General features: G+C 56.2%; 24 protein-coding genes and 1 pseudogene. 11 read left to right on the top strand and 14 right to left on the bottom strand.

Annotated elements, in window-relative coordinates; translation table 11 throughout:
• Nucleotides 1-75 precede the first annotated feature (75 nt).
• The 7 genes from BLT89_RS13895 to BLT89_RS13865 form a co-directional block, all read right to left on the bottom strand.
• A complete protein-coding gene (locus tag BLT89_RS13895) occupies nucleotides 76-345 on the bottom strand; it encodes a DUF2933 domain-containing protein (RefSeq protein ID WP_090196586.1) in 270 nt (89 codons plus the stop codon).
• Between the two features lie 150 nt (nucleotides 346-495).
• Complete coding sequence (locus BLT89_RS13890; RefSeq protein ID WP_172829137.1) at nucleotides 496-957, bottom strand: DUF411 domain-containing protein; 462 nt, start codon at nucleotides 955-957, stop codon at nucleotides 496-498.
• Entirely contained in the window at nucleotides 941-1,711 is a 771-nt protein-coding gene (locus BLT89_RS13885; protein WP_090196583.1) for a c-type cytochrome, read from the bottom strand. The genes BLT89_RS13890 and BLT89_RS13885 overlap by 17 nt, the downstream gene beginning before the upstream one ends.
• An 83-nt stretch (nucleotides 1,712-1,794) precedes the next feature.
• Entirely contained in the window at nucleotides 1,795-2,913 is a 1,119-nt protein-coding gene (locus BLT89_RS13880; protein WP_172829136.1) for a copper resistance protein B, read from the bottom strand.
• Nucleotides 2,903-3,202 carry a hypothetical protein gene (locus tag BLT89_RS13875; protein WP_090196576.1) on the bottom strand — a complete coding sequence of 100 codons (300 nt, stop codon included), beginning with the start codon at nucleotides 3,200-3,202 and terminating at the stop codon, nucleotides 2,903-2,905. Before BLT89_RS13875 ends, BLT89_RS13880 begins: the two co-directional genes overlap by 11 nt.
• A gap of 12 nt (nucleotides 3,203-3,214) precedes the next feature.
• On the bottom strand, nucleotides 3,215-5,035 hold the full coding sequence (locus tag BLT89_RS13870; protein WP_090196573.1) for a copper resistance system multicopper oxidase: 1,821 nt from the start codon (nucleotides 5,033-5,035) through the stop codon (nucleotides 3,215-3,217).
• 194 nt (nucleotides 5,036-5,229) lie between these two features.
• Nucleotides 5,230-5,436, bottom strand: coding sequence for a co-regulatory protein PtrA N-terminal domain-containing protein (locus tag BLT89_RS13865; RefSeq protein ID WP_090196570.1), 207 nt, complete (start codon nucleotides 5,434-5,436; stop codon nucleotides 5,230-5,232).
• 261 nt (nucleotides 5,437-5,697) lie between these two features.
• Here BLT89_RS13865 and BLT89_RS13860 point away from each other — a divergent pair, with 261 nt between their 5' ends.
• The 3 genes from BLT89_RS13860 (at nucleotide 5,698) to BLT89_RS13850 (ending at nucleotide 9,318) form a co-directional block, all read left to right on the top strand.
• Nucleotides 5,698-6,375 (top strand): heavy metal response regulator transcription factor, encoded by a 678-nt coding sequence (locus tag BLT89_RS13860; protein ID WP_090196567.1) that lies wholly within the window; start codon nucleotides 5,698-5,700, stop codon nucleotides 6,373-6,375.
• On the top strand, nucleotides 6,372-7,757 hold the full coding sequence (locus tag BLT89_RS13855; RefSeq protein WP_090196564.1) for a heavy metal sensor histidine kinase: 1,386 nt from the start codon (nucleotides 6,372-6,374) through the stop codon (nucleotides 7,755-7,757). The genes BLT89_RS13860 and BLT89_RS13855 overlap by 4 nt, the downstream gene beginning before the upstream one ends.
• A 187-nt stretch (nucleotides 7,758-7,944) precedes the next feature.
• Entirely contained in the window at nucleotides 7,945-9,318 is a 1,374-nt protein-coding gene (locus BLT89_RS13850) for a transposase (RefSeq protein WP_090196561.1), read from the top strand.
• Between the two features lie 279 nt (nucleotides 9,319-9,597).
• Here BLT89_RS13850 and BLT89_RS13845 read toward each other — a convergent pair whose 3' ends face one another.
• Entirely contained in the window at nucleotides 9,598-10,218 is a 621-nt protein-coding gene (locus tag BLT89_RS13845; RefSeq protein ID WP_090196558.1) for a tyrosine-type recombinase/integrase, read from the bottom strand.
• Between the two features lie 163 nt (nucleotides 10,219-10,381).
• On the opposite strand from BLT89_RS13845, the gene BLT89_RS13840 reads away from it, so the two are divergent.
• From BLT89_RS13840 to tnpC, 4 genes are all read left to right on the top strand, one after another.
• Nucleotides 10,382-10,972, top strand: coding sequence for a ProQ/FinO family protein (locus tag BLT89_RS13840; protein ID WP_090196555.1), 591 nt, complete (start codon nucleotides 10,382-10,384; stop codon nucleotides 10,970-10,972).
• 133 nt (nucleotides 10,973-11,105) lie between these two features.
• Complete coding sequence (gene tnpA / locus BLT89_RS13835) at nucleotides 11,106-11,423, top strand: IS66-like element accessory protein TnpA (protein WP_090196552.1); 318 nt, start codon at nucleotides 11,106-11,108, stop codon at nucleotides 11,421-11,423.
• The gene (gene tnpB, locus BLT89_RS17950) at nucleotides 11,420-11,755 is read left to right on the top strand and encodes an IS66 family insertion sequence element accessory protein TnpB (protein WP_157718880.1); all 336 of its coding nucleotides are present in this window, start codon (nucleotides 11,420-11,422) and stop codon (nucleotides 11,753-11,755) included. The genes tnpA and tnpB overlap by 4 nt, the downstream gene beginning before the upstream one ends.
• Nucleotides 11,756-11,816: 61 nt before the next feature.
• A complete protein-coding gene (gene tnpC / locus BLT89_RS13825; protein WP_090196549.1) occupies nucleotides 11,817-13,343 on the top strand; it encodes an IS66 family transposase in 1,527 nt (508 codons plus the stop codon).
• A gap of 345 nt (nucleotides 13,344-13,688) precedes the next feature.
• Here the strand turns inward: tnpC and BLT89_RS13820 are convergent, their stop codons facing one another.
• Both BLT89_RS13820 and BLT89_RS13815 read right to left on the bottom strand, forming a co-directional pair.
• Complete coding sequence (locus BLT89_RS13820; RefSeq protein ID WP_090196547.1) at nucleotides 13,689-14,150, bottom strand: methyltransferase family protein; 462 nt, start codon at nucleotides 14,148-14,150, stop codon at nucleotides 13,689-13,691.
• Nucleotides 14,151-14,393: 243 nt separating this feature from the next.
• On the bottom strand, nucleotides 14,394-16,676 hold the full coding sequence (locus BLT89_RS13815) for a heavy metal translocating P-type ATPase (protein ID WP_090196544.1): 2,283 nt from the start codon (nucleotides 16,674-16,676) through the stop codon (nucleotides 14,394-14,396).
• Nucleotides 16,677-16,910: 234 nt separating this feature from the next.
• Here BLT89_RS13815 and cadR point away from each other — a divergent pair, with 234 nt between their 5' ends.
• Nucleotides 16,911-17,363 carry a Cd(II)/Pb(II)-responsive transcriptional regulator gene (cadR, locus tag BLT89_RS13810; RefSeq protein WP_090196541.1) on the top strand — a complete coding sequence of 151 codons (453 nt, stop codon included), beginning with the start codon at nucleotides 16,911-16,913 and terminating at the stop codon, nucleotides 17,361-17,363.
• A gap of 277 nt (nucleotides 17,364-17,640) precedes the next feature.
• Nucleotides 17,641-18,177, top strand: a complete 537-nt coding sequence (locus BLT89_RS13805) for a hypothetical protein (RefSeq protein ID WP_231975024.1) — start codon at nucleotides 17,641-17,643, stop codon at nucleotides 18,175-18,177.
• Between the two features lie 270 nt (nucleotides 18,178-18,447).
• Here BLT89_RS13805 and BLT89_RS13800 read toward each other — a convergent pair whose 3' ends face one another.
• Nucleotides 18,448-18,957 carry a hypothetical protein gene (locus tag BLT89_RS13800; protein ID WP_090196538.1) on the bottom strand — a complete coding sequence of 170 codons (510 nt, stop codon included), beginning with the start codon at nucleotides 18,955-18,957 and terminating at the stop codon, nucleotides 18,448-18,450.
• Between the two features lie 475 nt (nucleotides 18,958-19,432).
• On the opposite strand from BLT89_RS13800, the gene BLT89_RS13795 reads away from it, so the two are divergent.
• Entirely contained in the window at nucleotides 19,433-19,828 is a 396-nt protein-coding gene (locus BLT89_RS13795; protein ID WP_090196535.1) for a hypothetical protein, read from the top strand.
• Between the two features lie 271 nt (nucleotides 19,829-20,099).
• A pseudogene (locus BLT89_RS13790) lies at nucleotides 20,100-20,342 on the top strand (DUF1820 family protein); the annotation flags it as partial.
• A gap of 31 nt (nucleotides 20,343-20,373) precedes the next feature.
• Here the strand turns inward: BLT89_RS13790 and BLT89_RS13785 are convergent.
• The 3 genes from BLT89_RS13785 to hemL all read right to left on the bottom strand — a co-directional run bounded on the left by BLT89_RS13785 (nucleotide 20,374) and on the right by hemL (nucleotide 22,946).
• Complete coding sequence (locus BLT89_RS13785; RefSeq protein WP_090196533.1) at nucleotides 20,374-20,949, bottom strand: tetratricopeptide repeat protein; 576 nt, start codon at nucleotides 20,947-20,949, stop codon at nucleotides 20,374-20,376.
• 72 nt (nucleotides 20,950-21,021) lie between these two features.
• A complete protein-coding gene (locus BLT89_RS13780; RefSeq protein WP_090196530.1) occupies nucleotides 21,022-21,657 on the bottom strand; it encodes a hypothetical protein in 636 nt (211 codons plus the stop codon).
• 2 nt (nucleotides 21,658-21,659) lie between these two features.
• Entirely contained in the window at nucleotides 21,660-22,946 is a 1,287-nt protein-coding gene (gene hemL / locus BLT89_RS13775; protein ID WP_090196528.1) for a glutamate-1-semialdehyde 2,1-aminomutase, read from the bottom strand.
• Nucleotide 22,947 lies beyond the last annotated feature (1 nt).

Below are 22,947 nucleotides of genomic sequence, written 5' to 3'. Positions count from 1 at the left end.
GACGGGATCGTGCAGTTCGCCTTCAGACTGGGCTTGTGTGTGCCGCGGATGGTCATTCTCATGGCTGTGCATGGCTTAACTCCTCTGATCGTCCTTGTTTGGCGCATCTTCGGATTGCTTATGCTCTCTGTGGTCATGCCCACCGTGGTGATGCCCGAAAACATGCATCAGCGGGCATGCCAGTAAAATCAGATAAGGCAGATAACTCAATGCTTGCCCAGCGTGTGCAAGGTGCTCATTCACCACGTAGAACACGGCAATCACCAGCAACATACCCAGCACGATGCCGCCTCTGCTTCTCCAGAAGGGTGTTGGCTTTTCTACGGTTGGGGGCAAGTTCGACATGATCTTCTCCTCCTTGTTACAGCTTGGACCGAGTACCCAAGACGTGTCGTGTTCCTTGGTTCGCGGTAGTGCTAATTTTTACGCCGGTTCAGCTACTCTGTTTGATAGCTGTACTGGCTTATTTTCTTCAGCCAGATGCAACCGGAAGCGCTAGTTGCCTGGGTATTCGGCGATAACCTGTTCTGTGCCTGACGCTGTCAGGCCAATGACCTCGTAGGGCTGTACAGCGCCACCGGCTTCCATGCCGGGCGAGCCTTTCGGCATGCCCGGTACAGCGACTCCCGCCAGATCATTGCGCCTGGTCAGTTCGATAACCTCAGCGGCCGGCACATGGCCTTCGACAAACTTGCCGTTGATAACGCCGGTATGGCAGGACGCCAGACGGTAGGGCACACCGAGCTCTTGTTTGACTGCACTCATGTTGCTTTCAACATGGTCAATGACTTGAAAACCATTGGCTTCGAGGTGACGAATCCAGCTCTTGCAGCAACCGCAATTGGCGTCGCGATGCACGTCGATGGTTAGTGGTTCGGCGGCATGCGCTCCGGGCAGCAGAAATAAAGCGCATAGCGCCAACAGGCGCAGGCGTTGGCTGTTAATTGGCGTGCTCATGTGAATTACCGTCGGCGTGAATGTGGGTTTTGGCTGGTGCTGCAGGTGTAGGTGCAGGCGCCATAGCGTGCTGCGCATGCTCGTCAGTCGGTTGCTTGTCTGCCCCGTCAGGCGAGGCACTCTCCATTGAGCCATGTCCGGCCATTTCTGCCATGGCCGCATGATGGTCGCTGCCGCCTGCGGAGGGGGCGCCATGCTGGCCTTCATGGTCGTGCATCATGCTCTCGCCACCGCCGTGCTGGTGGCCACTGCTGGCGGCGACCAGCGCTTGGTATTGGCCGGCATCCAGCTGTGGCAGTTTTTGCATGAAGGCGACCAGTCCCCAGAGGTACTCATCACCCATGCTCTTGCCCCAGGCTGGCATGCCTGTGGCCTTGATGCCGTGCTTGACGATCCAGAAGCTGATGGCCGGATCGGCTGGTGCACCCTCTACTGCCAGATTTGGCGGTGCCGGATACAGGCTCTGGCTCAGTTCTGTGACTTCGACGCCCGGCGCCAGATGACAACCGATGCACATGGCATTGTAATTGCCGGCGCCGGCTTTGATCAGTGCTGGATCGTCCAGCGCAGGCACTTGAATATCCCGTGCGCGCACAGCGATCGAGCGTTCACGGACAAAGTTCAGAAAGGCGTGCACGGGTTTCCAGTGGGGATCATCCGCGCCGACATTGATCAGGCCGACATAGGCCACGCTGGCGATACCCAGGGCGGCTACTGCACCGGCAGTGGTCAGTGTAATCAGGGTTCGCTTCATCGGTATTCCTTAGGTTGAATTCGAGGTTCTGCGCTTATTGGCTGGCTTGCGAGGAGTTTGAACAAAAAAAATCAATGGCGGCATCAGAACCACATGCGCACGCCCGCGACGAAGCGTGCTTCGCTGCTGTCACCACCTTCATCGCGAACATAATCGGCGGTATTACCGTAAACCTTGCTCCAGCTAACGCCGATATAAGGCGCGAACTGGCGAACGACTTCATAGCGCAAGCGCAGGCCAAGATCGACATCGGCAAGCCCCGAGCCGTATCCTCGGGAGTCGTCGTTTTTACCGTAGAAATTCGCTTCGGCACGCGGTTGCAGAATCAGGCGGTTAGTCAACAGGATGTCGTACTCACCTTCCAACCGCGCAGCGCTCTGCCCGTTTTCGCCGATATATGCCGTGGCTTCCGTTTCAAAGTTGTACAGCGCCATGCCCTGAATACCAATGGCGCCCCATGTTTGCGGTGCGCCGGGCTTGAAGTCCTGGCGCACACCAACCACAGTTTCCCCCCACGGGCTGATGGCGTGGCCCCAGAAGGCTTGTACTTCGGCAGCTTCGGTGGTGCCGTTGGTACGTTCACCTTCGGAGCGCCACCAGAGGCGATCGATATCGCCACCGACCCAGCCCATCGCATTCCAAGCCAATACGCTGCCGGCGTCGGCATTCTGGTATTCGAGCTGATCAAACAGGACAAAGCTGTTGATGGCATTGTCGTCCATCTTATGGCCGTGGACATCAGGGAACGCCGCTTCCCGGTCAGCCTCGGTGATGGGCGGGATCGGAGTACGGCTTTCGCTGGTCGGCGCCGGCGCGGCATGCTGCATCTGGCTGTGATCAATAGTGCTGTGATCCATGGCAGGCATGGGCGTTTCACCCATATCCATCGCGTCATGATCCATCTGGCTATGGTCCATGCCCTGCATCGGGCTCTGATCAGCAGCTGGCTTCATCATGCTGTGGTCCATGGGCATTTCACCCATATCCATGTCCATCGCATCATGATTCATCTGGCTATGGTCCATACCCTCCATCGGGCTCTGAGCAGAGTCTGGCTTCATCATGCTGTGGTCCATCGGCATGGAGCCCTGACCCATTGCTGAATGATCCATTGCCTCAGCAGCAAAGGTGAGACTGCTACTCACGGCGCTCAGAGAAACGCTCAGGGCAATGACATTAAGACGGAAACGCTTATTGGCCATTGTGCGAACCTTCCCCGGCATTGTCGCCGTCCTGCATTTGCATCATGTTCGAGTGATCCATGCCGTCGTGGCTCATGGCGCCATGGTCCATCTGCTGAGCCTTAGGCGCATTTGACTGCGCTTTTGGAGCCGGCGTGTCGCTTGCACCCTGTGTTGCAGGCGCAGTAGCCGAGTGATCGTGCTCATTATGGCCATCGTCAGCCATTGCCGCTGGGGCAAACAAAGACAGCAGTAAACTCAGTGCCGCTGCACTGGCAAGTAAGGTATTTCGCTGCAGAAATGTGTTCATTGGATATCTCCTTTACGCATCCACGCGGACTTCACGGAACATGCCCATTTCCATGTGATACATCAGATGGCAGTGGTAGGCCCAGCGTCCCAGGGCGTCGGCGGTTACCCGATAGCTGCGCTTGCTGCCCGGCGGTATGTCGATGGTGTGTTTGCGCACCATGAAGTTACCGTTGTCATCTTCCAGGTCGCTCCACATGCCATGCAGGTGGATGGGGTGGGTCATCATGGTGTCGTTGACCAGGGTGATGCGCAGCCGCTCGCCGTACTTCAGGCGAACCGGTTCGGCATCGGCGAACTTGATGCCGTCCATCGACCAGGCAAAGCGCTCCATATGCCCGGTCAGGTGCAGTTCAATGGTGCGGCTCGGTATGCGGCCGTCCGGATCGGGGAAAGTGCTGTGCAGATCGGCATAGGTCAGTACCCGGCGGCCGTTGTTACGCAAACCAATGCCCGGGTCATCCAGTTTGGAGGTGGGCATCATGGTCAGCATGTCGACCAGCGGGTTGTTGTACTCGGACGCAGGGTGGGTTTGCATGGCCGGCATACTTTTACTTATGCCGGCCATTCCAGCCATCCCCGTCATACTACTGTGGTCCATACCGGCCATGGATGAATGGTCCATGCCAGCCATAGAGCCGTGATCCATGCCGGCCATCTTCGAGTGATCCATTCCCGCCATGCTGGCATCATCCATGCCGGCCATACTGCCGTGATCCATGCCCATGTCGGACATCAACAGCTCCGGGCGCGGGTCCAGTTCCGGCACGACAGCAACCAGTCCTTCGCGCACCGCCAGGGTGCCACGGGCATAGCCGCTGCGATCCATCGATTGGGCGAAAATGGTGTAGGCCTGCGCATCTTCCGGCTCGACGATAACGTCGTAGGTTTCTGCCACAGCGATACGCAGTTCGTCGACACTGACCGGCTTGACGTATTGACCATCTGCGGCGACCACGGTCATCTTCAGGCCGGGAATGCGCACGTCGAAGTAGGTCATGGCCGAACCGTTGATCAGGCGCAGGCGCAACTTCTCGCCCGGTTTGAACAAGCCGGTCCAGTTGCCGTTCGGGCTCTGACCATTAAGGAGGTAGGTGTAGGTGTAACCACTGACGTCGGCCAGATCGGTGGGGCTCATCTTCATCTCGGCCCACATCACTCGATCAGTGACGGTCGCATCCCAGCCCTTGTCGCTGACATCGTTGATAAAATCACCGACGGTGCGTTGGTGGAAGTTGTAGTAGTCAGACTGTTTCTTTAGCTTGGCCACTATCTGAGCTGGCTGCTCGTCGCTCCAGTCGGTAAGCATCAGCACATGCTCGCGGTCGTAGACGAACGGTTCGGGGTCTTTGGCCTCGATAACGATCGGGCCATACACGCCAACCTGCTCCTGCAAGCCCGAGTGGCTGTGATACCAGTAGGTGCCGTTCTGGTTGACCGTGAAGCGGTATTCGTACATGCCATCCGGGGCAATGCCGTTGAAGCTCATGCCTGGCACACCATCCATGTTGGCGGGCAGCAGGATGCCGTGCCAGTGGATCGAGGTATCTTCACGCAACTTGTTTTTCACCCGCAGGGTGACGGTATCGCCTTCACGCCAGTGCAGAGTTGGTCCTGGCATGGTGCCGTTGATGGTCATCGCGGTACGTGCCGTGCCTGTGATATTGACCGGAGTTTCACCGATCAATAAATCAAACTCGGTGCCACGCAGTTCTTGCGCCAGCAATGCAGGACTTGCGGCCCATGCCGGTACGCGCCAATATCCAAGGCCACCCAGCAGACTGGTAGCAGCCAAGCCTTTTACGAATGTTCGTCTTGAGGTTTTGCTTTGCATTGCGTCATGTCCAATCAGTCAGAAGAGCTGGCACTACGTCATCTAGATACGGCTTAGTCGGCTACTTTTAGGACACCGGTAGTCAGTCAAACCGTGCTCGCCCCGAATATTGCTTGCGAATGCCGCCAGCGAGCAGGTTTACACTGCCATACCCCAGCTCTCTGGGTGATTACAATTCTGTAAGGTTGCTGCGCTCAGCAGTTGGCGTGACCAGGCTGCTTGTCATGACTGACGGCAACGGGAGCCTCGGCTTTCTGTTGACTTGCCAACTGCGCAGCCGCTTGAGAGGCATCACGGAGTTGCTCCATACGAGCGGAAACCCGATCACTGCCTCCTTCGGCCAGCGCTATGCTGGAAACGCTTAGGGCAGCGACGACGAACAGGGCTTGGATTGCTTTCATTTTGTGAATCCTCATGGTTTTGGTAACCCCCGCCCAAAGGAGTGCAGGGGTAGAGCTTTAGGCTCGATGCCACCTTAAACGGCTCATGCTGTCAGTAACCTGAAGTGCAGATTACGCTTGTGTCATGTCGCTACAGGCTTGCTGTCGCCGTGTGTAGCCTGACAGTCACCTGTTGCCGTGATTACATTTCGGTAAGCTTCTGGTTGGTCGCAGGTTTTGCCGGCACACTCGGGGGCCTCTGCTTTATCGGAAACGGCGTACATGAAACTACTGGTGGCTGAAGACGAACCAAAAACCGGTGCCTACCTGCAGCAAGGTCTGAGTGAAGCTGGCTTCAACGTCGATCGGGTGCTGACTGGTACCGATGCGCTGCAGTACGCGCTGAGCGAGGCCTATGACCTGCTGATCCTCGACGTGATGATGCCGGGGCTGGATGGTTGGGAGGTGCTGCGCATGGTCCGCGCTGCAGGCAAAGATGTCCCTGTTTTGTTCCTGACTGCCCGTGATGGCGTGGAGGATCGCGTCAAAGGTCTGGAGCTGGGTGCGGACGACTACCTGATCAAACCATTCGCCTTCTCTGAGCTGCTGGCACGGGTGCGTACGCTACTACGCCGGGGCAACAGTTCGCCGGTGCAGACCAGCATGAAAATGGCGGATCTTGAAGTCGACTTGCTCAAGCGCCGGGCTATGCGAGATGGCCGACGCATTGACCTGACTGCCAAAGAGTTTGCCCTGCTGGAGCTGTTGCTGCGGCGGCGGGGCGAAGTACTGTCCAAGTCGCTGATTGCCTCACAGGTCTGGGATATGAACTTCGACAGTGATACCAACGTCATCGAGGTTGCGGTACGCCGGCTACGGGCAAAGATCGATGACGATTTCGAGCGCAAGCTGATCCATACCGCCCGTGGCATGGGCTACATGATGGATGAGCTGGAATGAACCTGCGCCAACTGTCGCTGACGGCACGCATGAGTCTGATGTTCATGTCTGCAGTTATCGCAGTACTTGTAATCGCAGGGCTTAGCTTCTACATGCTCAGCCAGCATCACTTCCAGGAGCTTGATCGGCAGGCGCTGGTGGAGAAGCTCGAATCAACCAGGCAAATTCTTGGCAAGGCCCGCAACAGTGAGAATCTTGAGAATGAATTACCGCAACTGCGCGCTTTGCTGGGTGCTCATCAGGACCTACTGGCAATAATTGTGAGCGGTGATGGCAGTGTGCTGTTTGCTGATTCATCAGCAACCGCGATTCCAAAGAGTTTCAGGCATGCTGCCGAACAGGACTTGTGGGCGTGGCAAGATGGCGAGCAACTGTTTCGCGGCATGACGGCGCAGGTCACGGCTCCTGGTCAGACAGCACCGCTGACAATCCTGCTGGCTCTGGATGTAACCAACCACGCGCATTTCTTCGTGACCCTGCAGCGCTGGTTCTGGATCGGTTTGATTATCTGTGCGCTTTTGAGTGCTGCACTGGGCTGGGTGGTCGCCCGAAGTGGCCTGCGCCCACTGCGGCAAGTGACGGACACTGCAGCATCGATGTCTGCGGGCTCGCTGCAGCAGCGAATCCCTCTTGAACCGGTGCCGCTGGAACTGCAACAGCTGGTGCTGTCGTTCAATGCCATGCTGGCACGACTGGAGGAAGACTTTATCCGTCTGTCGAATTTTTCCGCTGACATTGCACACGAGCTGCGTACACCGCTGAGCAACCTTATGACACACACCGAGGTGGTATTGAGCAGACAACGCGATAGCACTGCGTACGAGGAAAACCTGCACGCCAACCTGGACGACCTCAGGCGCATGTCACGGATGATTGACGACATGTTGTTTCTGGCCAAGGCGGACAACGGACTTATCATCCCGCAGCAAGCACCGATAGCGCTGGCCGACCTGGCCGCCAAACTGTTTGAGTTTTACCAGCTGCTGGCAGAAGAACAGGGTATTCAGCTGGCGGTGTCTGGCTCCGGAGAGGTTCGGGGTGATCCGCTGATGCTCGAGCGGGCGATTTCCAATCTGCTTGCCAACGCACTGCGCTATACCCCGTCGGGCGAGACTATCCACCTTTCAATCAGACAGGCCGCTAGCCTGACAGCGGTCAGCATCGAGAACCCCGGAAGCACCATCCCGCCTGAGCATCTACAGAAGCTGTTCGATCGCTTTTATCGTGCTGACCCTGCGCGCCGTGAAGGTAATGCGAGCAATGCCGGATTGGGGCTGGCCATTACCCGCTCTATCGTGGAAGCGCACAAGGGGCGGATCTGGTGTACCTCCTCAGATGGTCTCACCGGTTTTCACATGGAATTTCCTAGACAATCTTCTTAGGAATTGAAGAGGTTGGTTAGACCAAGTTTCTATAGCATGCGTAAATTCCGAAGACGTTTTATCGTTCGCTCATGGCACGGTTTTGCCTTTTCCCAACATCAGCTTCGGGTCGATGCTGTTGAAAAAGTAGCTCCTCTACCTGCCTTGCGGCAAAATATCTCCATTGGGCGGTGGGGGATATCACAGCATGATGGGACAGTTATCGAGTGGACAGAATCGACTGTTTTACTCGTTCAACCTTGAAGATCACATCCCAGCAAATCACCTTCTGCGCAGCATTGATCAGTGTCTCGATCTGAGTGATCTGCGCGACTACCTCGCCGATTTTTATAGCCCGCTTGGGCGTCCCTCGATTGATCCTGAATTGATGCTGCGCATGCTGATCGTGGGCTACTGCTATGGCATTCGCTCTGAACGTCGCTTGTGTGAAGAGGCCCATCTGAATCTGGCTTACCGCTGGTTCTGCCGGTTGAGCCTTGAAGATGAAGTCCCCAACCATTCGACCTTTTCCAAAAATAGACACGGCCGTTTCCGGGACAGTGATTTGTTTCGCTGGTTGTTCAATGAAGTGCTGCGGCGCTGTATGGATGCAGGCCTGGTCAAAGGCGAAGGATTCGCCGTGGACGCCAGCATCATCAAAGCGGATGCGAGTCGACAGCGCGGCATACCTGGTGATGAGCAGGTCAACTGGGGTGATCCGGCTCTGAGCACCCGCGCGGTGCGTGAGTACCTTGAGGGGCTTGATGCGGAAGCTCTGGGGGAAACACTTCCGAAGTACCTATCGCTGACTGATCCTCAAGCCCGCTGGACCGCTGCTCCAGGAGGACCGGCGTTCTTCGCATATTCCACGAACTACCTGATCGATACCGAGCACGGCGTCATCGTGGATGTAGAAGCAACACCTGCTCATCGAACGGCCGAGGCCGAGAGCACCAAGACAATGATTGATCGGGTCGAAGATCGGTTCGATATCAAACCGGATCGACTCATCGGCGATACCGCTTACGGGACCGCGCCGATGCTGGCCTGGATGGTGGAGGAAAAAGAGATCGAACCTCATGTGCCGGTGTGGGACAAAACCGAGCGCAAGGACGACAGTTTTTCGAGCAGCGATTTCCACTGGAACGAAGAGACTGAGGAATACCGCTGCCCTGCCGGCAACGCATTACGCAGCGAATGGCGAGCCTTCAAGAACGAGCGTTCGCACGTGACGAAAGCCAACACCATCAATTTTCGATCCAGAAAAACCGATTGCGCGACGTGTCCGATGAAAGCCAAGTGCTGCCCGAACACTTCAATTCGCAAGATTGCCCGCAGCGTTCATGAAGCTGCTCGTGATGTGGCCCGACGCATCGCAACGACGCCTGGGTACGTGCGCTCTCGTCACGAGCGTAAGAAAGTCGAAATGTTGTTTGCCCACCTCAAGCGCATCCTGAAACTGGATCGCTTGCGGCTACGCGGCATGCGTGGTGCGACCGACGAGTTCACACTGGCGGCAGCGGTACAGAACCTACGGCGACTAGCCAAACTTTCATCGCAAGGGCCACCCCTCACGGGATAGGTGCGCCTGCACCAAGCAAAAAACCTCAAATTAACCCAATAACAGAGCAGCAAAGGTCAACAAAGGGCCGAACAACCACTCAAAGTGGTTAGCAGGTTCTTTGATGGTTGATGCGCTTACGTTGAGTCGTGCAGAAAATCCGACTTTTTCAACAGAATCGGTTTTAATCGGACGTTTCTGTTGTGGTAGGGAATGTCAGCTCCGGGTCGGGGGCTGCCCCTCGCAAGGGCTGAAACGTGTCGATAGCGACGGTCCAACCATGACCGCCGCAGGGTAGGCCTATACCTCTGTCTGCTCTGACATATCCAAGGCATCCTCGACTTCAATCCCAAGGTACCTGACAGTGCTTTCAAGCTTCGAATGACCAAGCAGCAGCTGAACAGCCCTCAGATTTTTTGTCCTTCGATAGATTAAAGTCGCCTTGGTGCGCCGTAGTGTGTGAGTGCCATACATGGCTGGGTCAAGACCAATGGCTACCACCCAGGCCTTAACTATTCGAGCATATTGCCGAGTGGAGAGATGCTCTGAACAATGCAAACGGCTTGGAAACAAGAAGTCCTCATTTCTGAGGTTGGCTTGATGCATCCAAACTTCCAGAGCAGTGCGAGTTGGTTCGGTAATTTCAAACTGGACTGGACGACGGGTTTTCTGCTGCATGACGATGGCTCGTGAAGACACATGTTCCCCATGAGCTATGTCCCGCACTCGCAGTTTAGTTAAGTCACAGGCTCTCAATTTGCTATCGATTGCTAAATCAAAGAGAGCCAAATCTCGTACTCTCTCGGCGAGTTGAAGCCTAACCCGAATGGCCCAGATGTCACTGAGACGAAGCGGGGCTTTCTGCCCGACGAATTTCCCCTTGTTCCAAGGTTGATGAGTATTGGTTGCTATGGTGTTCATGGCCTGTCCTCCACTGTATGAAGAGGCAAGCGTGGATCAGTCTGGGGGAATGGACGCTATCAAAGCCACCTGCCATGAAAGGCAGAAATCGTCCAAGCTGTATCAAAAGACTGCATGGGATAACCTTGCACCATGAATCAATCATAAGGCTGTGAACTAAACGATGGGTTTTGAACAATTAGCTGAGCTACGCGACCGCCTTCGAGCCGAAAAAGTGCAAGTAAAGACAGATAGCGCGAAGCAGGCTATACGCAAGCCTTCTGAGCAGGCTAAGCCTCGCGAGCAAGATCCTGCGGTGGAAGCGATCTGGCGATTGCAGAAGCACTTTCCATTGGCCTTCCCGGTCAATCCGGCCCCAAAGGTTCCGCTTAAGGAAGGTATTTTAAAGGATGCCGAGCAACACCTAGAGCTGCTTGAAATATCCAGCGAACAGCTCAAGCAGGGCATCGCTACCTGGTGCCGAGGAAGTCGATATTGGGCAAGCATGACGGAGAATGCGCCGCGTTTGGACTTGAGCGGCCAGGCAGTAGGAATGGTAACGGCGGCTCAGGCGCTGTATGCGAAGCAGCAGGCTAAGCGCCAGCGCGGGCAAGCACGACGTAATCAGAAAGCGCCGAAAGAGCCTATTCAGGATAAGGCCATAGATACCGCTGTAAAACAGGCCGTGGATTTGAATCACTTGCCCTCAGCACCGAGTTGCCCAATCACTGACAAGGTCAGTGAGGCAATGATCACGCAGCTCAAAGAGCGGTAAGCGGCCGATTGCAGCTCTTTGCGTCAGTCTGCAGTAAGCGTCCGGCCAACTCACCTTCCGAACCTCAGCATTAAGGCCGATGGTGTCCGCGTATTTTTAAGCGGACGCGATAGCCCTTATCGCCGGGATTTCCATGCGCCAACGAAGCTCTTACCCCAAACCATTCAAAGCCCAGGTTGTTCAGGAGTGCCTGCAACCCGGTGCGAGCGTATCCAGCGTGGCCATCCGCCACGGCATCAACGCCAACGTCATTCGCAAGTGGCTACCGCTTTATCGGGATCAACTGCCAGCGGCGTTGCCGGCGTTCGTTCCTGCGAGGGTTATGCCCAAACGACCAGCTGAAGCATCGGTGATGATCGAGCTACCGCTTGGCGAGCAATCCATCACGGTGAAATGGCCAGCCTCCGATCCTGAAGGATGCGCCCGCTTTGTTCGTGGGCTCGTCCAGTGATTCGCGTCGATAGCATCTGGCTCGCCACCGAACCCATGGACATGCGTGCTGGCACTGAAACCGCGTTGGCCCGCGTGGTGGCGGTGTTCGGTGCGGCGAAGCCGCACTGCGCCTATCTCTTTGCCAATCGTCGCGCCAACCGCATGAAAGTTCTGGTGCATGACGGCGTGGGGATCTGGCTGGCTGCGCGGCGATTGAACCAGGGCAAGTTTCACTGGCCAGGCATCCGCCACGGCTCGGAAGTCGAACTCGACGCCGAGCAACTTCAGGCGTTGGTACTGGGGCTGCCCTGGCAGCGGGTCGGTGCGGGCGGCGCGATCACAGTGCTGTAGCGCCGGCCATTAGCCCATCGGTGTATCTGCGCTAAGCGTCTGCTCTGGCACAATCAGCGGCATGACTTCCTCGCCCAATCTCGACCAACTGACACCTGAGCAACTGCGCGCCCTGGCCGCGCAGTTGCTGACACAGGTCGACGTGATGGGCAAGAAGATCCACCGTGATCAAACCATCATCGAGCAGCTCACCCACGAAATCGCCTGGTACAAACGGCACAAGTTCGCCAAACGCAGCGAGCAGCTGAGTCCTGATCAGGGCAGCCTGCTGGATGACCTGATCGACACCGACATCGCCGCCATCGAGGCGGAGTTGAAAGCCGTCAATCCCCCGGCTACCCCAGCCGAGCCCCGCCAACAGCCCAAGCGCACAGCGCTGCCGCCGCAATTTCCGCGTACCGTGATTCGTCACGAGCCGGAGAGCACCCAGTGCGCCTGCGGCTGCCAGCTGCAACGCATCGGTGAGGACGTCAGCGAAAAGCTGGATTACACGCCAGGCGTGTTCACCGTCGAACAGCATGTGCGTGGCAAATGGGCCTGTCGCCAGTGCGAAACGCTGATTCAGGCTCCGGTTCCAGCCCAGGTGATCGACAAAGGCATCCCCACCGCCGGCCTTCTGGCTCACGTGATGGTGGCCAAATTCGCCGACCACCTGCCGCTGTACCGGCAGGAGAAAATCTTTGGCCGTGCCGGCCTGGTCATCGCCCGTTCGACACTGGCGCAGTGGGTCGGACAAACCGGCGTGCAGCTCCAGCCGCTGGTCGATGTCCTGCGCGAAGCCGTGCTGGCCCAACGCGTGATCCACGCTGACGAAACCCCGGTGCAAATGCTCACGCCGGGCGAGAAGAAAACTCATCGGGCTTACGTCTGGGCCTACAGCACCACGCCCTTCGCCGATCTAAAAGCGGTGGTGTACGACTTCAGCCCCAGCCGTGCCGGCGAACATGCGCGCAATTTTCTGGGCCAGTGGAATGGCAAGCTGGTCTGCGACGACTTCGCAGGCTACAAGGCCAGCTTCGAGCAGGGCATCACCGAAATTGGCTGTATGGCCCACGCCCGCCGTAAGTTCTTCGATCTTCATGCGGCGAACAAAAGCCAGTTGGCCGAACAAGCACTGCACTCAATTGGCGGCTTGTACGAAATCGAACGGCAGGCACGGAACATGAGCGATGAAGATCGCTGGCGAATACGGCAGGAAAAGGCCTCACCGATCCTCGAAGCACTGCATGACTGGATGCTGGCCCAGCGCGATCTTGTGCCCAACGGATCGGCCACGGCGAAAGCCTTGGATTACAGCCTAAAACGCTGGGTAGCGCTGACGCGCTACTTGGACGATGGCGCTGTGCCCATCGACAACAACCAGGTCGAGAACCAGATCCGGCCATGGGCACTGGGGCGCTCGAACTGGTTGTTTGCCGGATCACTGCGCAGCGGCAAACGCGCGGCAGCAATCATGAGCCTGATCCAGTCGGCGCGGATGAATGGGCATGATCCGCATGCCTATCTCAAGGACGTACTCACACGGCTGCCGACGCAGCGGGCGAGTGAGATCGGCCAACTAATGCCGCATCAGTGGAAACCTGCCTGAATCACGCAAGGTGAGTTCGGCGGACGCTTACAGTCTGCAGTCAACCCATAAGAGACATTCAGATTTTCAGGCTTAAGGCCAGAAATGCAGCTAGCGCGACCATTTAGGATGTGTATTGGGTTCCGGAGATATTCTGCGTAACCATGCCGTTCAAGCAAGTGAGATTCGACTCACTTGGATAGCTCTTCTTAGCCAAGACAAGTTAATGGACGGTAGCCGGCTTCGGCGAACGATTTGGTATTTGAAAGCGTGCGGGCTCACATCTATACGCACAACATGAGGAGGTCATTGCCTAACGTTTGAGGTTAGAGGCGGTGCCCAGCTTTCCGCATGACGTCCTCTCGATCAGACCCAACGGCGAACTCTCTGCATGTAGGCACCGAACTCCTGGCCAAACTTCGCGGAGAGAACTTTCTCTTCCGGGGCGATCTGGAAGCGATTCATGTAGGCCACGAACGCAGGCAGAACGCCGAACGACAGCTTGTTTTCAACTAGAAGTGCGAGTCCGACCAAAGTGAGGAGGAAGCCGAGGTACATCGGATTTCGGCTCAGGTTATAGATGCCTTTAACTACTAGCAATGAAACTGTCTCTGGGCTTGTTGGATTGACCGTTGTCTTGGCCTGCCTAAAAGCGAGCACTCCCAGAGCGGAAATCAAGCCTCCTGCAAGGATGAAGATTAGGGCGATGAGTCCGCTATGAATCGGTCGCCAATTGAACGAAGGTGCCACGAGCGAGATGAGCCACATGAGCATTGCTGCAAGAAAAACCAATACAACTGGCGGAACTTTTAGTTCGAGTGAGTTCATCTGGTGCTCCAGCTTTATGAGGTCTAACTATTGAATCCAGCATGAGTTCGAAGGCACTGATTCTGAAGTGATTTGTATTGCCTATGAGCTCCGCTTCGAGAACAGTAACGCGCCAACAGTACGAAGTATTTGTCCCATCGACTCGCGAAAATCTTAAATATGGCAACCGAGCAGACATGCTTGGACTGTTCTAAGGCTTGTTTAGGTGCGAGCTCCAATGGTGTTTTCTCTAACCCTCAGTTCCTATTTTTTAAGAAGACGCAGCCCGTTGAACACCACCATCAGACTGACGCCCATGTCGGCAAATACTGCCATCCACATGGTGGCTTGACCTGTGAGGGTAATGGCGAGAAACAAGGCCTTAATTCCCAGCGCTAGAACGATGTTCTGCTTGAGGATGGCTGCGGTTTGCCGGGACAAGTGTATGAAGGCCGGGATCTTGCGCAGGTCGTCATCCATCAATGCTACATCGGCAGTTTCGATGGCGGTGTCTGTGCCAGCGGCGGCCATGGCGAAGCCGATTTCAGACTTCGCCAGCGCCGGTGCATCGTTGATTCCATCACCGACCATCCCGACAACGTAGCCCCGCGCCTGCAATGCCTCAATGGCCTGCAACTTATCGACTGGCAGTAGATTGCCGAGTGCCTCGTCGATGCCTACCTGCTGTGCAATAGCTTCTGCGGTGTGTGGATTATCGCCGGTCAGCATTGTGGTCTTCACGCCAAGCGCGTGAAGCTCATCGATTGCCTGGCGACTGGATTCTTTGACGGTATCGGCGACTGCAAACATGGCAATTGCACGCTGTGAATTGCACTGCACCACCACAGTTTTGCCTTGGCGTTCAAGTCGCTCCAGGGTCGCTTCCAGTTCTGGTGAGCAGAGGCCAAGATCTTCCACCAAGCGGTGGTTGCCCAGGTGGAAATCCATGCCTTCAATGGTGCCTCGTACCCCTCGACCCGGCAGGGCTTCTAAATCTTCAACGGCAGCAAACGTCAGACCATTCTCCGTGGCGTGCTTGGCTATCGATTGAGAAACCGGGTGGTCAGATCGGCTGGCGAGACTGGCGGCGTGGGTACGGTAGCGTTCTGAGTCCTGCTCAACCAGCGGCAGATAGTCGGTCTGTACCGGCTTGCCGTGAGTAATAGTTCCGGTCTTGTCGAGCGCCAGGAAGCCAAGCTTGCTGCCGATTTCCAGATAGACACCACCTTTGACCAGGATACCTTTGCGCGCTGCCGCTGCCAGGCCACTAATAATGGTGACAGGCGTCGAGATGACCAAGGCGCAAGGGCAGGCAACGACCAAAAGCACTAGGGCGCGATAGATCCAGTCGTACCAGGGTTCTGCCATAAACAACGGTGGCACGATGGCGACAGCCAGGGCGAGGAGGAATACAACAGGTGTGTATACCTTGGCGAATTGATCGACAAAGCGTTGGGTCGGCGCACGCGAACCCTGTGCCTCTTCGACCGCGTGGATGATACGCGCAAGCGTGGTGTTAGCAGCGCCGGCCACGACTCGGTACTCCAACGAGCCGGCTTCATTGATGGTTCCAGCAAAAACAGGGTCACCTATGGTTTTCTCTACGGGCAGGCTTTCACCCGTGATCGGTGCTTGGTTGATGGTGGAGTTGCCGGAAGTTACCTCGCCATCGAGGCCGATCCGCTCGCCAGGCCGAACCCTGACCAAGGCGCCTACGATAATAGTTTCAACCTCTACTTCAAGCCACGAGCCATCGGGCTGCTGCACAGTGGCGCGCTCCGGGGTCAGATCCAGCAGGCCACGAATGGCATTACGCGCCCGGTCTAGCGACTTAGCCTCGATCAGTTCGGCGACCGAAAAGAGGAACATGACCATGGCGGCTTCCGGCCATTGCCCAATCAGCACCGCACCGGTAACCGCGATACTCATCAGCGCATTGATGTTCAGGTTACGGTTTGTCAGGGCGATCCAGCCCTTCTTATAAGTCGTCACGCCACACAGCAGAATGGCTAGTAATGCCACGCCGGCCACTATCCATTCGGGGGCAAGTTCAGCGAAGTGCAACAACTCAGCCGAAACGGCTGCCACACCTGATAGCGCCAAAGGCCACCAGGCCTTCTTGCGCGGGGTAGCTTGCGCGACTTCGTTTGCCGTTGTTGAACCCTCCACCACTGGCGTGAAGCCAAGGTCGCGGATAGCTACCAATGCCGCTGGTAGTGCATCCGCCGTGTGACGAAACGTCAGCACACGCTGGAGCAAGTTGAACTCCAGCTCACTGATGCCGGGGAGTGAAGACAGTTTGCCGCGAATCAGATTTTCTTCCGTCGGGCAGTCCATCTGTTCGATTTTGATGCGAGCTTGTCCTTCAACAGTTAGTGGTTGCGCCTGCATGCCCAAGGACAAGATCGCCGATTCGATCGGTGCGGTTGACGGCAAGTTATGCCATACCCCGAGAGTACGATTGATCAGATTGAAATCGAGTTTATCTACACCCGTGAGTTTGCTCAGCTTGTCCTGAATCAGCGTCTGTTCGGTAGGACAGTCCATGTGCTCAATGCGAAAGCTGCTGAGCTGAGAACCGGGCCGGGCATCAGTTGTGGTGGCTGTAACAGATGAGCACTTAGTCGCTTCACTACGGTCACAGCAGACATCCTTTGATAACACTCCAGGTTTGTGTTCGTCACCGCAACAACCAGTCATGGGGGTATCCTCATTTATCGTGTTGTAGAGTGAACACCCTAAAGCCACTACAGGGTCAAGCGTTTGTCGAAGAGATAATTTATGAAAATAGGAGAGCTGGCCAAGCTAGCTGATTGCAAGGTAGAAACTGTTCGCTATTACGAGCATGAGGGCCTGCTGCAGGCGCCGGCCCGCAGTACGGGTAATTACCGCCTGTATAACAGCGCGCATCTTGAGAGGCTTACGTTTATCCGTAACTGCCGAACATTGGATATGACGCTGGATGAGATCAGAAGCTTGTTGGCTTTAATTGATCGACCAGAGGAAAACTGCGAGGGCGTGAATGCCTTAGTGGATGAGCACATCAAGCATGTGCAAGCGCGTGTGACGAGCCTACTGGCACTGCAACAACAGCTGATTGAATTACGGCAGCGCTGCGCAGCCGGACGGGACGCACAAGAGTGTGGAATCCTTCAGTGCCTTAACAGCACTGGTGGAGTGCAGGCGCTTCCAGATGATGGCCACACCCATGTCGGGAAAAGCCACAGCCATTGAAATCGCTTCACAAAAAATTGAGCAAGACCAATCTAAAGTGAATAAGTCCCGACTCATAGTCAGCAAGGTCAGATGAGTCGCTCTAGGTTTTAGAGTCAAATTTGACAACTCAAATGGGTCAGACACTGCCAGTCGAGGTAGATAGAAACCAGCCGGATGAGTACCGGCCGGCCACCATTGAAACAAGGCTATTCTCAATTGGCGTTATTAGCGATGAGCGCTAGGAAAACCCAGCGTCAACATCTCCCCCGATGCTCGAACGAGAAGGAAGCAAACGATGAAAACTCCAATTTCCACAGCACTTTTTCTTACTGCTGCTCTAGCTACTACCTGGGTCGCAGCAGAGGACACAGTAGCAGCGTCAGCGACCACGGCCGTTCAGTCTGAACAGTCAAAAGGAAACATTGAACAGTTTGAAAAGCAGATGGCGCAAGTCCAAGAGAACTTGCAAAAAATGCAGGCGCAAATGAACAAAATCCAGCAGACCAAAGACCCTAAAGAACGTCAAAAGCTCTTGCAGGAACATCAGGCCTTGATGCAAAGCGGCATGGGCATGATGAACGGCATGTGGGGCAGCGGGATGATGGGTAGTGGCGGGATGATGAATCACAACATGATGAATGGCGGGATGATGGGCAACGGCAACATGATGAATGACGGTCACATGATGGGATGGAAAGACATGGGGAGCCACTACTCAGGCATGACCCCCGAGCAAATGCAACAGCACCAGTACATGATGGATCAGTACATGGGAACGCAGCAGATGATGATGGATCAAATGATGCAGCAACAGCACATGATGGGGCAGTGATTTGAGGCTCTGAGTTCGAAGTGCTTGCAACGTTTACGTAGGGCGCATTAGCCAACTCGCTGGCTAGGTGCGCTCTACAGTAAAAACCATGAGGGCAGATTTAACTTCACTTGAAGGTCCGCTTTTGGCACGTACCTGTCGGTCGCGACCGGCCGAAAAGGGCCGACTGCCGCCCCTGGCTGTAGGCTGAAACGTGCCAGTAGCGGACACGGCCCCGCTCGTTATCTATGGGAGATTTCTGACTGGTGTAGAGCTAGTGAGTGCGAACAGTCAGCCCGTAACTACCCGTGCCCTGTGGAGGAATGCTGAGATGAAATACTTCTCAGCTATTTCAGGGGACAGGTATGCAGTGCCGAACCAATCACATCGCCATGCCGAAAATTGGTCTTCATTTTCGATGACGTAGACGGGGAATGGGTATTCGAGCCGCTTGAAGTATACACGGCGGGGAACTCTAACCTCGCGACCATCTTTATCATCGCCTGCCCACATGCTGTGATAACTGCAGTGACTGGGGCGCGCCTTTTCGATAGTGAAAATATAGAACACCTTATTGCTGTCTGGCTCCACTATTGCGCATAGCCGCCTCATTAGCCTCGACGAAATAGCCCAAGCCTGTTTGGAGTTTAAATTCGGAAACTCGTGTTGCAGCTGGTAGAAGTCGCGGAATCCAAATTCGATGCTTCGAATGTCAAGGTTTTGACAATAGGTCAGATTCGTATCTTGCGTAAGGCGGGCAAAACGTTTGAATTCGTTGATGAAGTTTTCTGGAGTGAGCATGATTTTTCCCCACTAGCCATACCGAAATATGTCGGTACTTGCATGCTGCTTGCTCGGCTATCAATGGTGAAAAATTCAAGAAAGAGATTAGAAGGGTGTTTCCCACGCAGCAGGGTGCCTCCCTAGGCGATCCAATATTATGCTGCCATTTATAAAGCTGTCAACGTGTCGGCTGATGCAGCTGCAGGCTTGTGAGGGGGGCCTATTGTCTACGCAGCTAGGTTTGTTCGTCAGTCATGCAATTGGCCATTTTTATGGACTACCCCCGGAACGATTCAACATTCCCAGCCTATGATTTGGGTCGGCTGCAGTTCTTCAATCACTCCACCCACGCCATTAACTGACAGACCCATCGACTGGAAGCAATGGCTCAACGCGAATGGTCAAGTTAAACGCAAAGGACTGGTTATTAGCGATGCAATTAGGTGTTCAAGTAAGGTGCAATTACGCACTTTGGCCAAGGCGAGCATAAATTATGAGTAAGAATGAGCTAATCGCGCGGTTGCGCATTACTCCTAGTTTTGGGTGCGGCCCACAACATCGCACCCTGAAACTGGTTCAAATAAACGGAAACTTCCGTCTGGATGTTCAAGATTGGCGAAAGTTTGGGAGCAACCAAAAGCAGCGTATTCCACTTATTGCTGCTGACGTTCAACAGCAGATAGCCATGCTTAAGCAGGCCAGCATCACGGCATTCCCTGTCAGTCCAATGGTGTGTGACGGGGCATACATCGAACTCACAATTTACGGCGAGTCGTCGACGTTGAATCTTGGGTGGTGGACCATTGCTCCAGAGGGTGCAGAGGCTGTGAAGGCATTTGCAGACTGGCTTACTGCAAAGGCGAAGCCAATCGACGATGAAGAGGGCTAACAGATGAATCGACCCAGGCTTTGTAGATAGAGTCGCGCGCCCGCAGTGGGTCGGGAGCAGCTTACCGTGACCGGAATTAGTCAGAGCTTTTTCTAGTCTTGATTGGTCGGTTAAGACGCGATGATGTATTACTGAGTCAGTAGCTTGGTTTGAGTTTTTGGAATGCCTATAGATGCCTTGCCTAAAAAACACCCAAAAATAAATCGTTATAAATCAGAGAAAATCACTCACTCACTCGAGGTTTTGGATATTTTTAGGGTAACTAGCATCAAAAAGTGATCTGTGGGGCTTTCTGGAAATCGAGGAGTTTGTCTTCGGTGAGCGCACGCAGGTAGTCGTCGACCCTAGCGAAGAAAAGCTCAAGGCGCAGTTTGACGGCGTAGTACGCAGCTTCGTGCCGATGCATGCGGTTATCCGCATCGATGAGGTGGAGCGTCTGGGTACCCCGAAAATCAGCGAGGCCAAGGGCGCTGGCAATGTCATGCCGTTTCCCCTGCCAATGCCCGAGCGCTAGAAACCGCCTGCTCCAGCCGGGTTGAACGACTTCAGTTGAACGGTGGTTGGCTGCTGAGGTCCGGCTGGGTGGACTGTTGCAAGCCCTGCAGTTCCATCAGGTAGTCGCGGAATATTTCGCCCAGCACCTGACTGGCAATCTCGACCTGGCCCTGGGACATCTGTTCGTAGACCTGGTCGGCAGCATCCATCGCATCATCCGAACCATTGACACTGGCCATTTTCAGCAGGATGAAGGCCTGGATGTCGTTCTCCGGTACACCTTCGCCGCGATAGAACATCAGGCCGAGAAAGTACTGGGCCTGGGCGTGGCCCTTGAGCGAGGCCTGCTCGAACCAGTACAGCGCCTGTGACAGGTCGCGGGTGTGTTGCGCACCCTTGAATTCGCCCTGATAGTAGTAGTTGCCAAGTTCGAACTGGGCCTCGCTGTCGCCGTCGCGGGCGAGCTGCTGGCAGGCGCTGACTGCTGCGCTCTGTTGCTCGGGGGCGACATTGAGCAGGCAGCTACCGGTAACCGGAACCAGCAACGAGTTCTCTTCTGCGCTGACTGGCAGCGCAGCCAGAAACAGCAGACAACCCGTGAGCAGGGTGCAACTGGTGCGGTTCATTTGAATCCTGATGCCTCGGAAGCGGTGGCGGGCTACTGCCCGTGTTTCATTATGGATGAAGCCTGTGGCTTGTTACAGGGCTTTTGCCCGGCTGTACCGGCCAGCCAGGCGGATCAGCAGCCAGGCCAGTAGCGGGTAGGCCAGTGCCAGCAGGGCGTGAAACAGGTCGATACGCAGGAACCAGCCCATGCTGCCCTCGGTACCGATCACCAGTCCGGCCAGGCCGAACAGGGCAGTCACAGCCAGCGCCAGCAGTAGCGGAAGGCGCTGAGGCCATTGCATCAGGCCGGCATAGACAATCAGTAACAGACTGCCCAGCTGCACGCCCATGCGGTATTCATCCAGCCAGCCGAGCTGACGGAACAGCTCGAAGAAGGCACACAGCCCCAGCAGCAGGCGACCCCAGGTCGGCCCGCTCCAGTGCCATTGGCGACCCAGGCACAGCGCGGCCAGGCCCAGCAGGGGCAGGCCGAGCAGGCTGCTGGCGCGGCTCAGCCAGCCATGCATTTCACTCAAGTCCGGCATCAGACCAAAGCGCAGCGCACCAACCACAGCAGCTGCCAACGGCAGGGCAAAGCCCATTTGCATGCAGAACAGTCCTGGCCGCTGGTCTTCTGCCGTACGGCTGCGCAGCTTGCCGATTGCCAGCAAACAGGCCAGACAGGCGATGGCGAGCAGGCTGTCACTCAAGGCGGTGCTGTATTGCATGCTCAATCCTGCAGTGCAGCAAAGGCACGCTCGGCGGCGTCGAGGGTGATCTGCAATTCCTTGTCGCCATGGGCGATGGAAGTGAAGCCGGCCTCGAAGGCGCTTGGCGCCAGGTATACGCCGCCATCGAGCATCAGATGGAAGAAACGCTTGAAGCGTTCGGCATCACTGCTCATCACATCCTCGAAGGTGACGATATCGTCGGCACCGCTGAAGTACAGACCGAACATGCCACCGACCTGGGTGGTGACAAACGGAATGCTGGCGGCATCGGCGCGATCCTGCAGGCCCTGCAGCAGGCGGCTGGTGTAATCGGCGAGTTCGGCATGGAAGCCGGGCCGGCTGATCAGGCGCAGCGTGGTCAGGCCGGCGGCCATCGCCAGCGGGTTGCCGGACAGGGTGCCGGCCTGATAGACCGGACCCAGCGGGGCGATCTGGCTCATGATTTCGCGCTTGCCGCCGAAGCAGCCGACCGGCATGCCGCCGCCGATGATCTTGCCGAAGGTGGACAGGTCGGGTGTCACAGCGAAGTGTGCCTGGGCACCGCCGAGGGCAACGCGGAAACCGGTCATCACTTCGTCGAAGATCAGCACCGCGCCATGCTTGTCGCACTGTTCGCGCAGGCCCTGCAGGAAGCCGGGGGCCGGCGGCACGCAGTTCATGTTGCCGGCCACCGGCTCGACGATGATGCAGGCCACGCTATTGCCCTGTTCGGCCAGCATCGCCTCGACCGCCGCCAGATTGTTGAACGGCAGGGTCAGGGTATGTTTGGCAAAATCAGCCGGTACGCCGGCAGAGCTGGGTACGCCCTGGGTCAGCAGGCCGGAGCCGGCCTTGACCAGCAGGCTGTCGGAATGGCCGTGGTAGCAACCTTCGAACTTGATGATGTTGTCGCGACCGGTATAACCGCGGGCCAGCCGGATGGCGCTCATGGTCGCCTCGGTGCCGGAGCTGACCATGCGCACCATCTCCATCGACGGCACGATGCTGCACACCAGATCGGCCATCTCGGTTTCCATGGCCGTCGGCGCGCCATAGGACAGGCCGTGCTGCAGTTGCTGGCGCACCGCTTCGAGCACTTCGGGGTGGCCGTGTCCGAGAATCATCGGACCCCAGGAACCGACGTAATCGACGTAGCGCTTGCCGTCTTCATCGGTGACATAGGCACCCTCGGCATGCTTGAAGAACAGCGGCGTGCCGCCCACGCTGCGGAAGGCGCGCACCGGTGAGTTAACACCGCCGGGGATATGTTTCTGGGCGTTGGCAAACAGCGATTCAGAACGGGACATG

The organism is Pseudomonas pohangensis, assembly GCF_900105995.1.
In the GTDB taxonomy this organism is placed as follows: domain Bacteria; phylum Pseudomonadota; class Gammaproteobacteria; order Pseudomonadales; family Pseudomonadaceae; genus Aquipseudomonas; species Aquipseudomonas pohangensis.
This window is presented reverse-complemented; position numbering and strand designations above follow the sequence as displayed.

What these genes read in the sequence shown, in the direction of transcription:
- BLT89_RS13795 (WP_090196535.1), top strand. Translation starts at nt 19,433, where the DNA reads ATGAGTAAGAATGAGCTAATCGCGCGGTTGCGCATTACTCCTAGTTTT.
- hemL (WP_090196528.1), bottom strand. Translation starts at nt 22,946, where the DNA reads ATGTCCCGTTCTGAATCGCTGTTTGCCAACGCCCAGAAACATATCCCC.
- BLT89_RS13875 (WP_090196576.1), bottom strand. Translation starts at nt 3,202, where the DNA reads ATGAACACATTTCTGCAGCGAAATACCTTACTTGCCAGTGCAGCGGCA.
- BLT89_RS13890 (WP_172829137.1), bottom strand. Translation starts at nt 957, where the DNA reads ATGAGCACGCCAATTAACAGCCAACGCCTGCGCCTGTTGGCGCTATGC.
- BLT89_RS13815 (WP_090196544.1), bottom strand. Translation starts at nt 16,676, where the DNA reads ATGGACTGTCCTACCGAACAGACGCTGATTCAGGACAAGCTGAGCAAA.
- BLT89_RS13870 (WP_090196573.1), bottom strand. Translation starts at nt 5,035, where the DNA reads ATGCAAAGCAAAACCTCAAGACGAACATTCGTAAAAGGCTTGGCTGCT.
- BLT89_RS13895 (WP_090196586.1), bottom strand. Translation starts at nt 345, where the DNA reads ATGTCGAACTTGCCCCCAACCGTAGAAAAGCCAACACCCTTCTGGAGA.
- BLT89_RS13845 (WP_090196558.1), bottom strand. Translation starts at nt 10,218, where the DNA reads ATGAACACCATAGCAACCAATACTCATCAACCTTGGAACAAGGGGAAA.
- BLT89_RS13855 (WP_090196564.1), top strand. Translation starts at nt 6,372, where the DNA reads ATGAACCTGCGCCAACTGTCGCTGACGGCACGCATGAGTCTGATGTTC.
- BLT89_RS13780 (WP_090196530.1), bottom strand. Translation starts at nt 21,657, where the DNA reads ATGCAATACAGCACCGCCTTGAGTGACAGCCTGCTCGCCATCGCCTGT.
- tnpA (WP_090196552.1), top strand. Translation starts at nt 11,106, where the DNA reads ATGCGCCAACGAAGCTCTTACCCCAAACCATTCAAAGCCCAGGTTGTT.
- BLT89_RS13885 (WP_090196583.1), bottom strand. Translation starts at nt 1,711, where the DNA reads ATGAAGCGAACCCTGATTACACTGACCACTGCCGGTGCAGTAGCCGCC.
- BLT89_RS13865 (WP_090196570.1), bottom strand. Translation starts at nt 5,436, where the DNA reads ATGAAAGCAATCCAAGCCCTGTTCGTCGTCGCTGCCCTAAGCGTTTCC.
- BLT89_RS13800 (WP_090196538.1), bottom strand. Translation starts at nt 18,957, where the DNA reads ATGCTCACTCCAGAAAACTTCATCAACGAATTCAAACGTTTTGCCCGC.
- BLT89_RS13805 (WP_231975024.1), top strand. Translation starts at nt 17,641, where the DNA reads ATGAAAACTCCAATTTCCACAGCACTTTTTCTTACTGCTGCTCTAGCT.
- BLT89_RS13840 (WP_090196555.1), top strand. Translation starts at nt 10,382, where the DNA reads ATGGGTTTTGAACAATTAGCTGAGCTACGCGACCGCCTTCGAGCCGAA.
- cadR (WP_090196541.1), top strand. Translation starts at nt 16,911, where the DNA reads ATGAAAATAGGAGAGCTGGCCAAGCTAGCTGATTGCAAGGTAGAAACT.
- BLT89_RS13850 (WP_090196561.1), top strand. Translation starts at nt 7,945, where the DNA reads ATGATGGGACAGTTATCGAGTGGACAGAATCGACTGTTTTACTCGTTC.
- BLT89_RS13880 (WP_172829136.1), bottom strand. Translation starts at nt 2,913, where the DNA reads ATGGCCAATAAGCGTTTCCGTCTTAATGTCATTGCCCTGAGCGTTTCT.
- BLT89_RS13860 (WP_090196567.1), top strand. Translation starts at nt 5,698, where the DNA reads ATGAAACTACTGGTGGCTGAAGACGAACCAAAAACCGGTGCCTACCTG.
- BLT89_RS13820 (WP_090196547.1), bottom strand. Translation starts at nt 14,150, where the DNA reads ATGAACTCACTCGAACTAAAAGTTCCGCCAGTTGTATTGGTTTTTCTT.
- tnpC (WP_090196549.1), top strand. Translation starts at nt 11,817, where the DNA reads ATGACTTCCTCGCCCAATCTCGACCAACTGACACCTGAGCAACTGCGC.
- BLT89_RS13785 (WP_090196533.1), bottom strand. Translation starts at nt 20,949, where the DNA reads ATGAACCGCACCAGTTGCACCCTGCTCACGGGTTGTCTGCTGTTTCTG.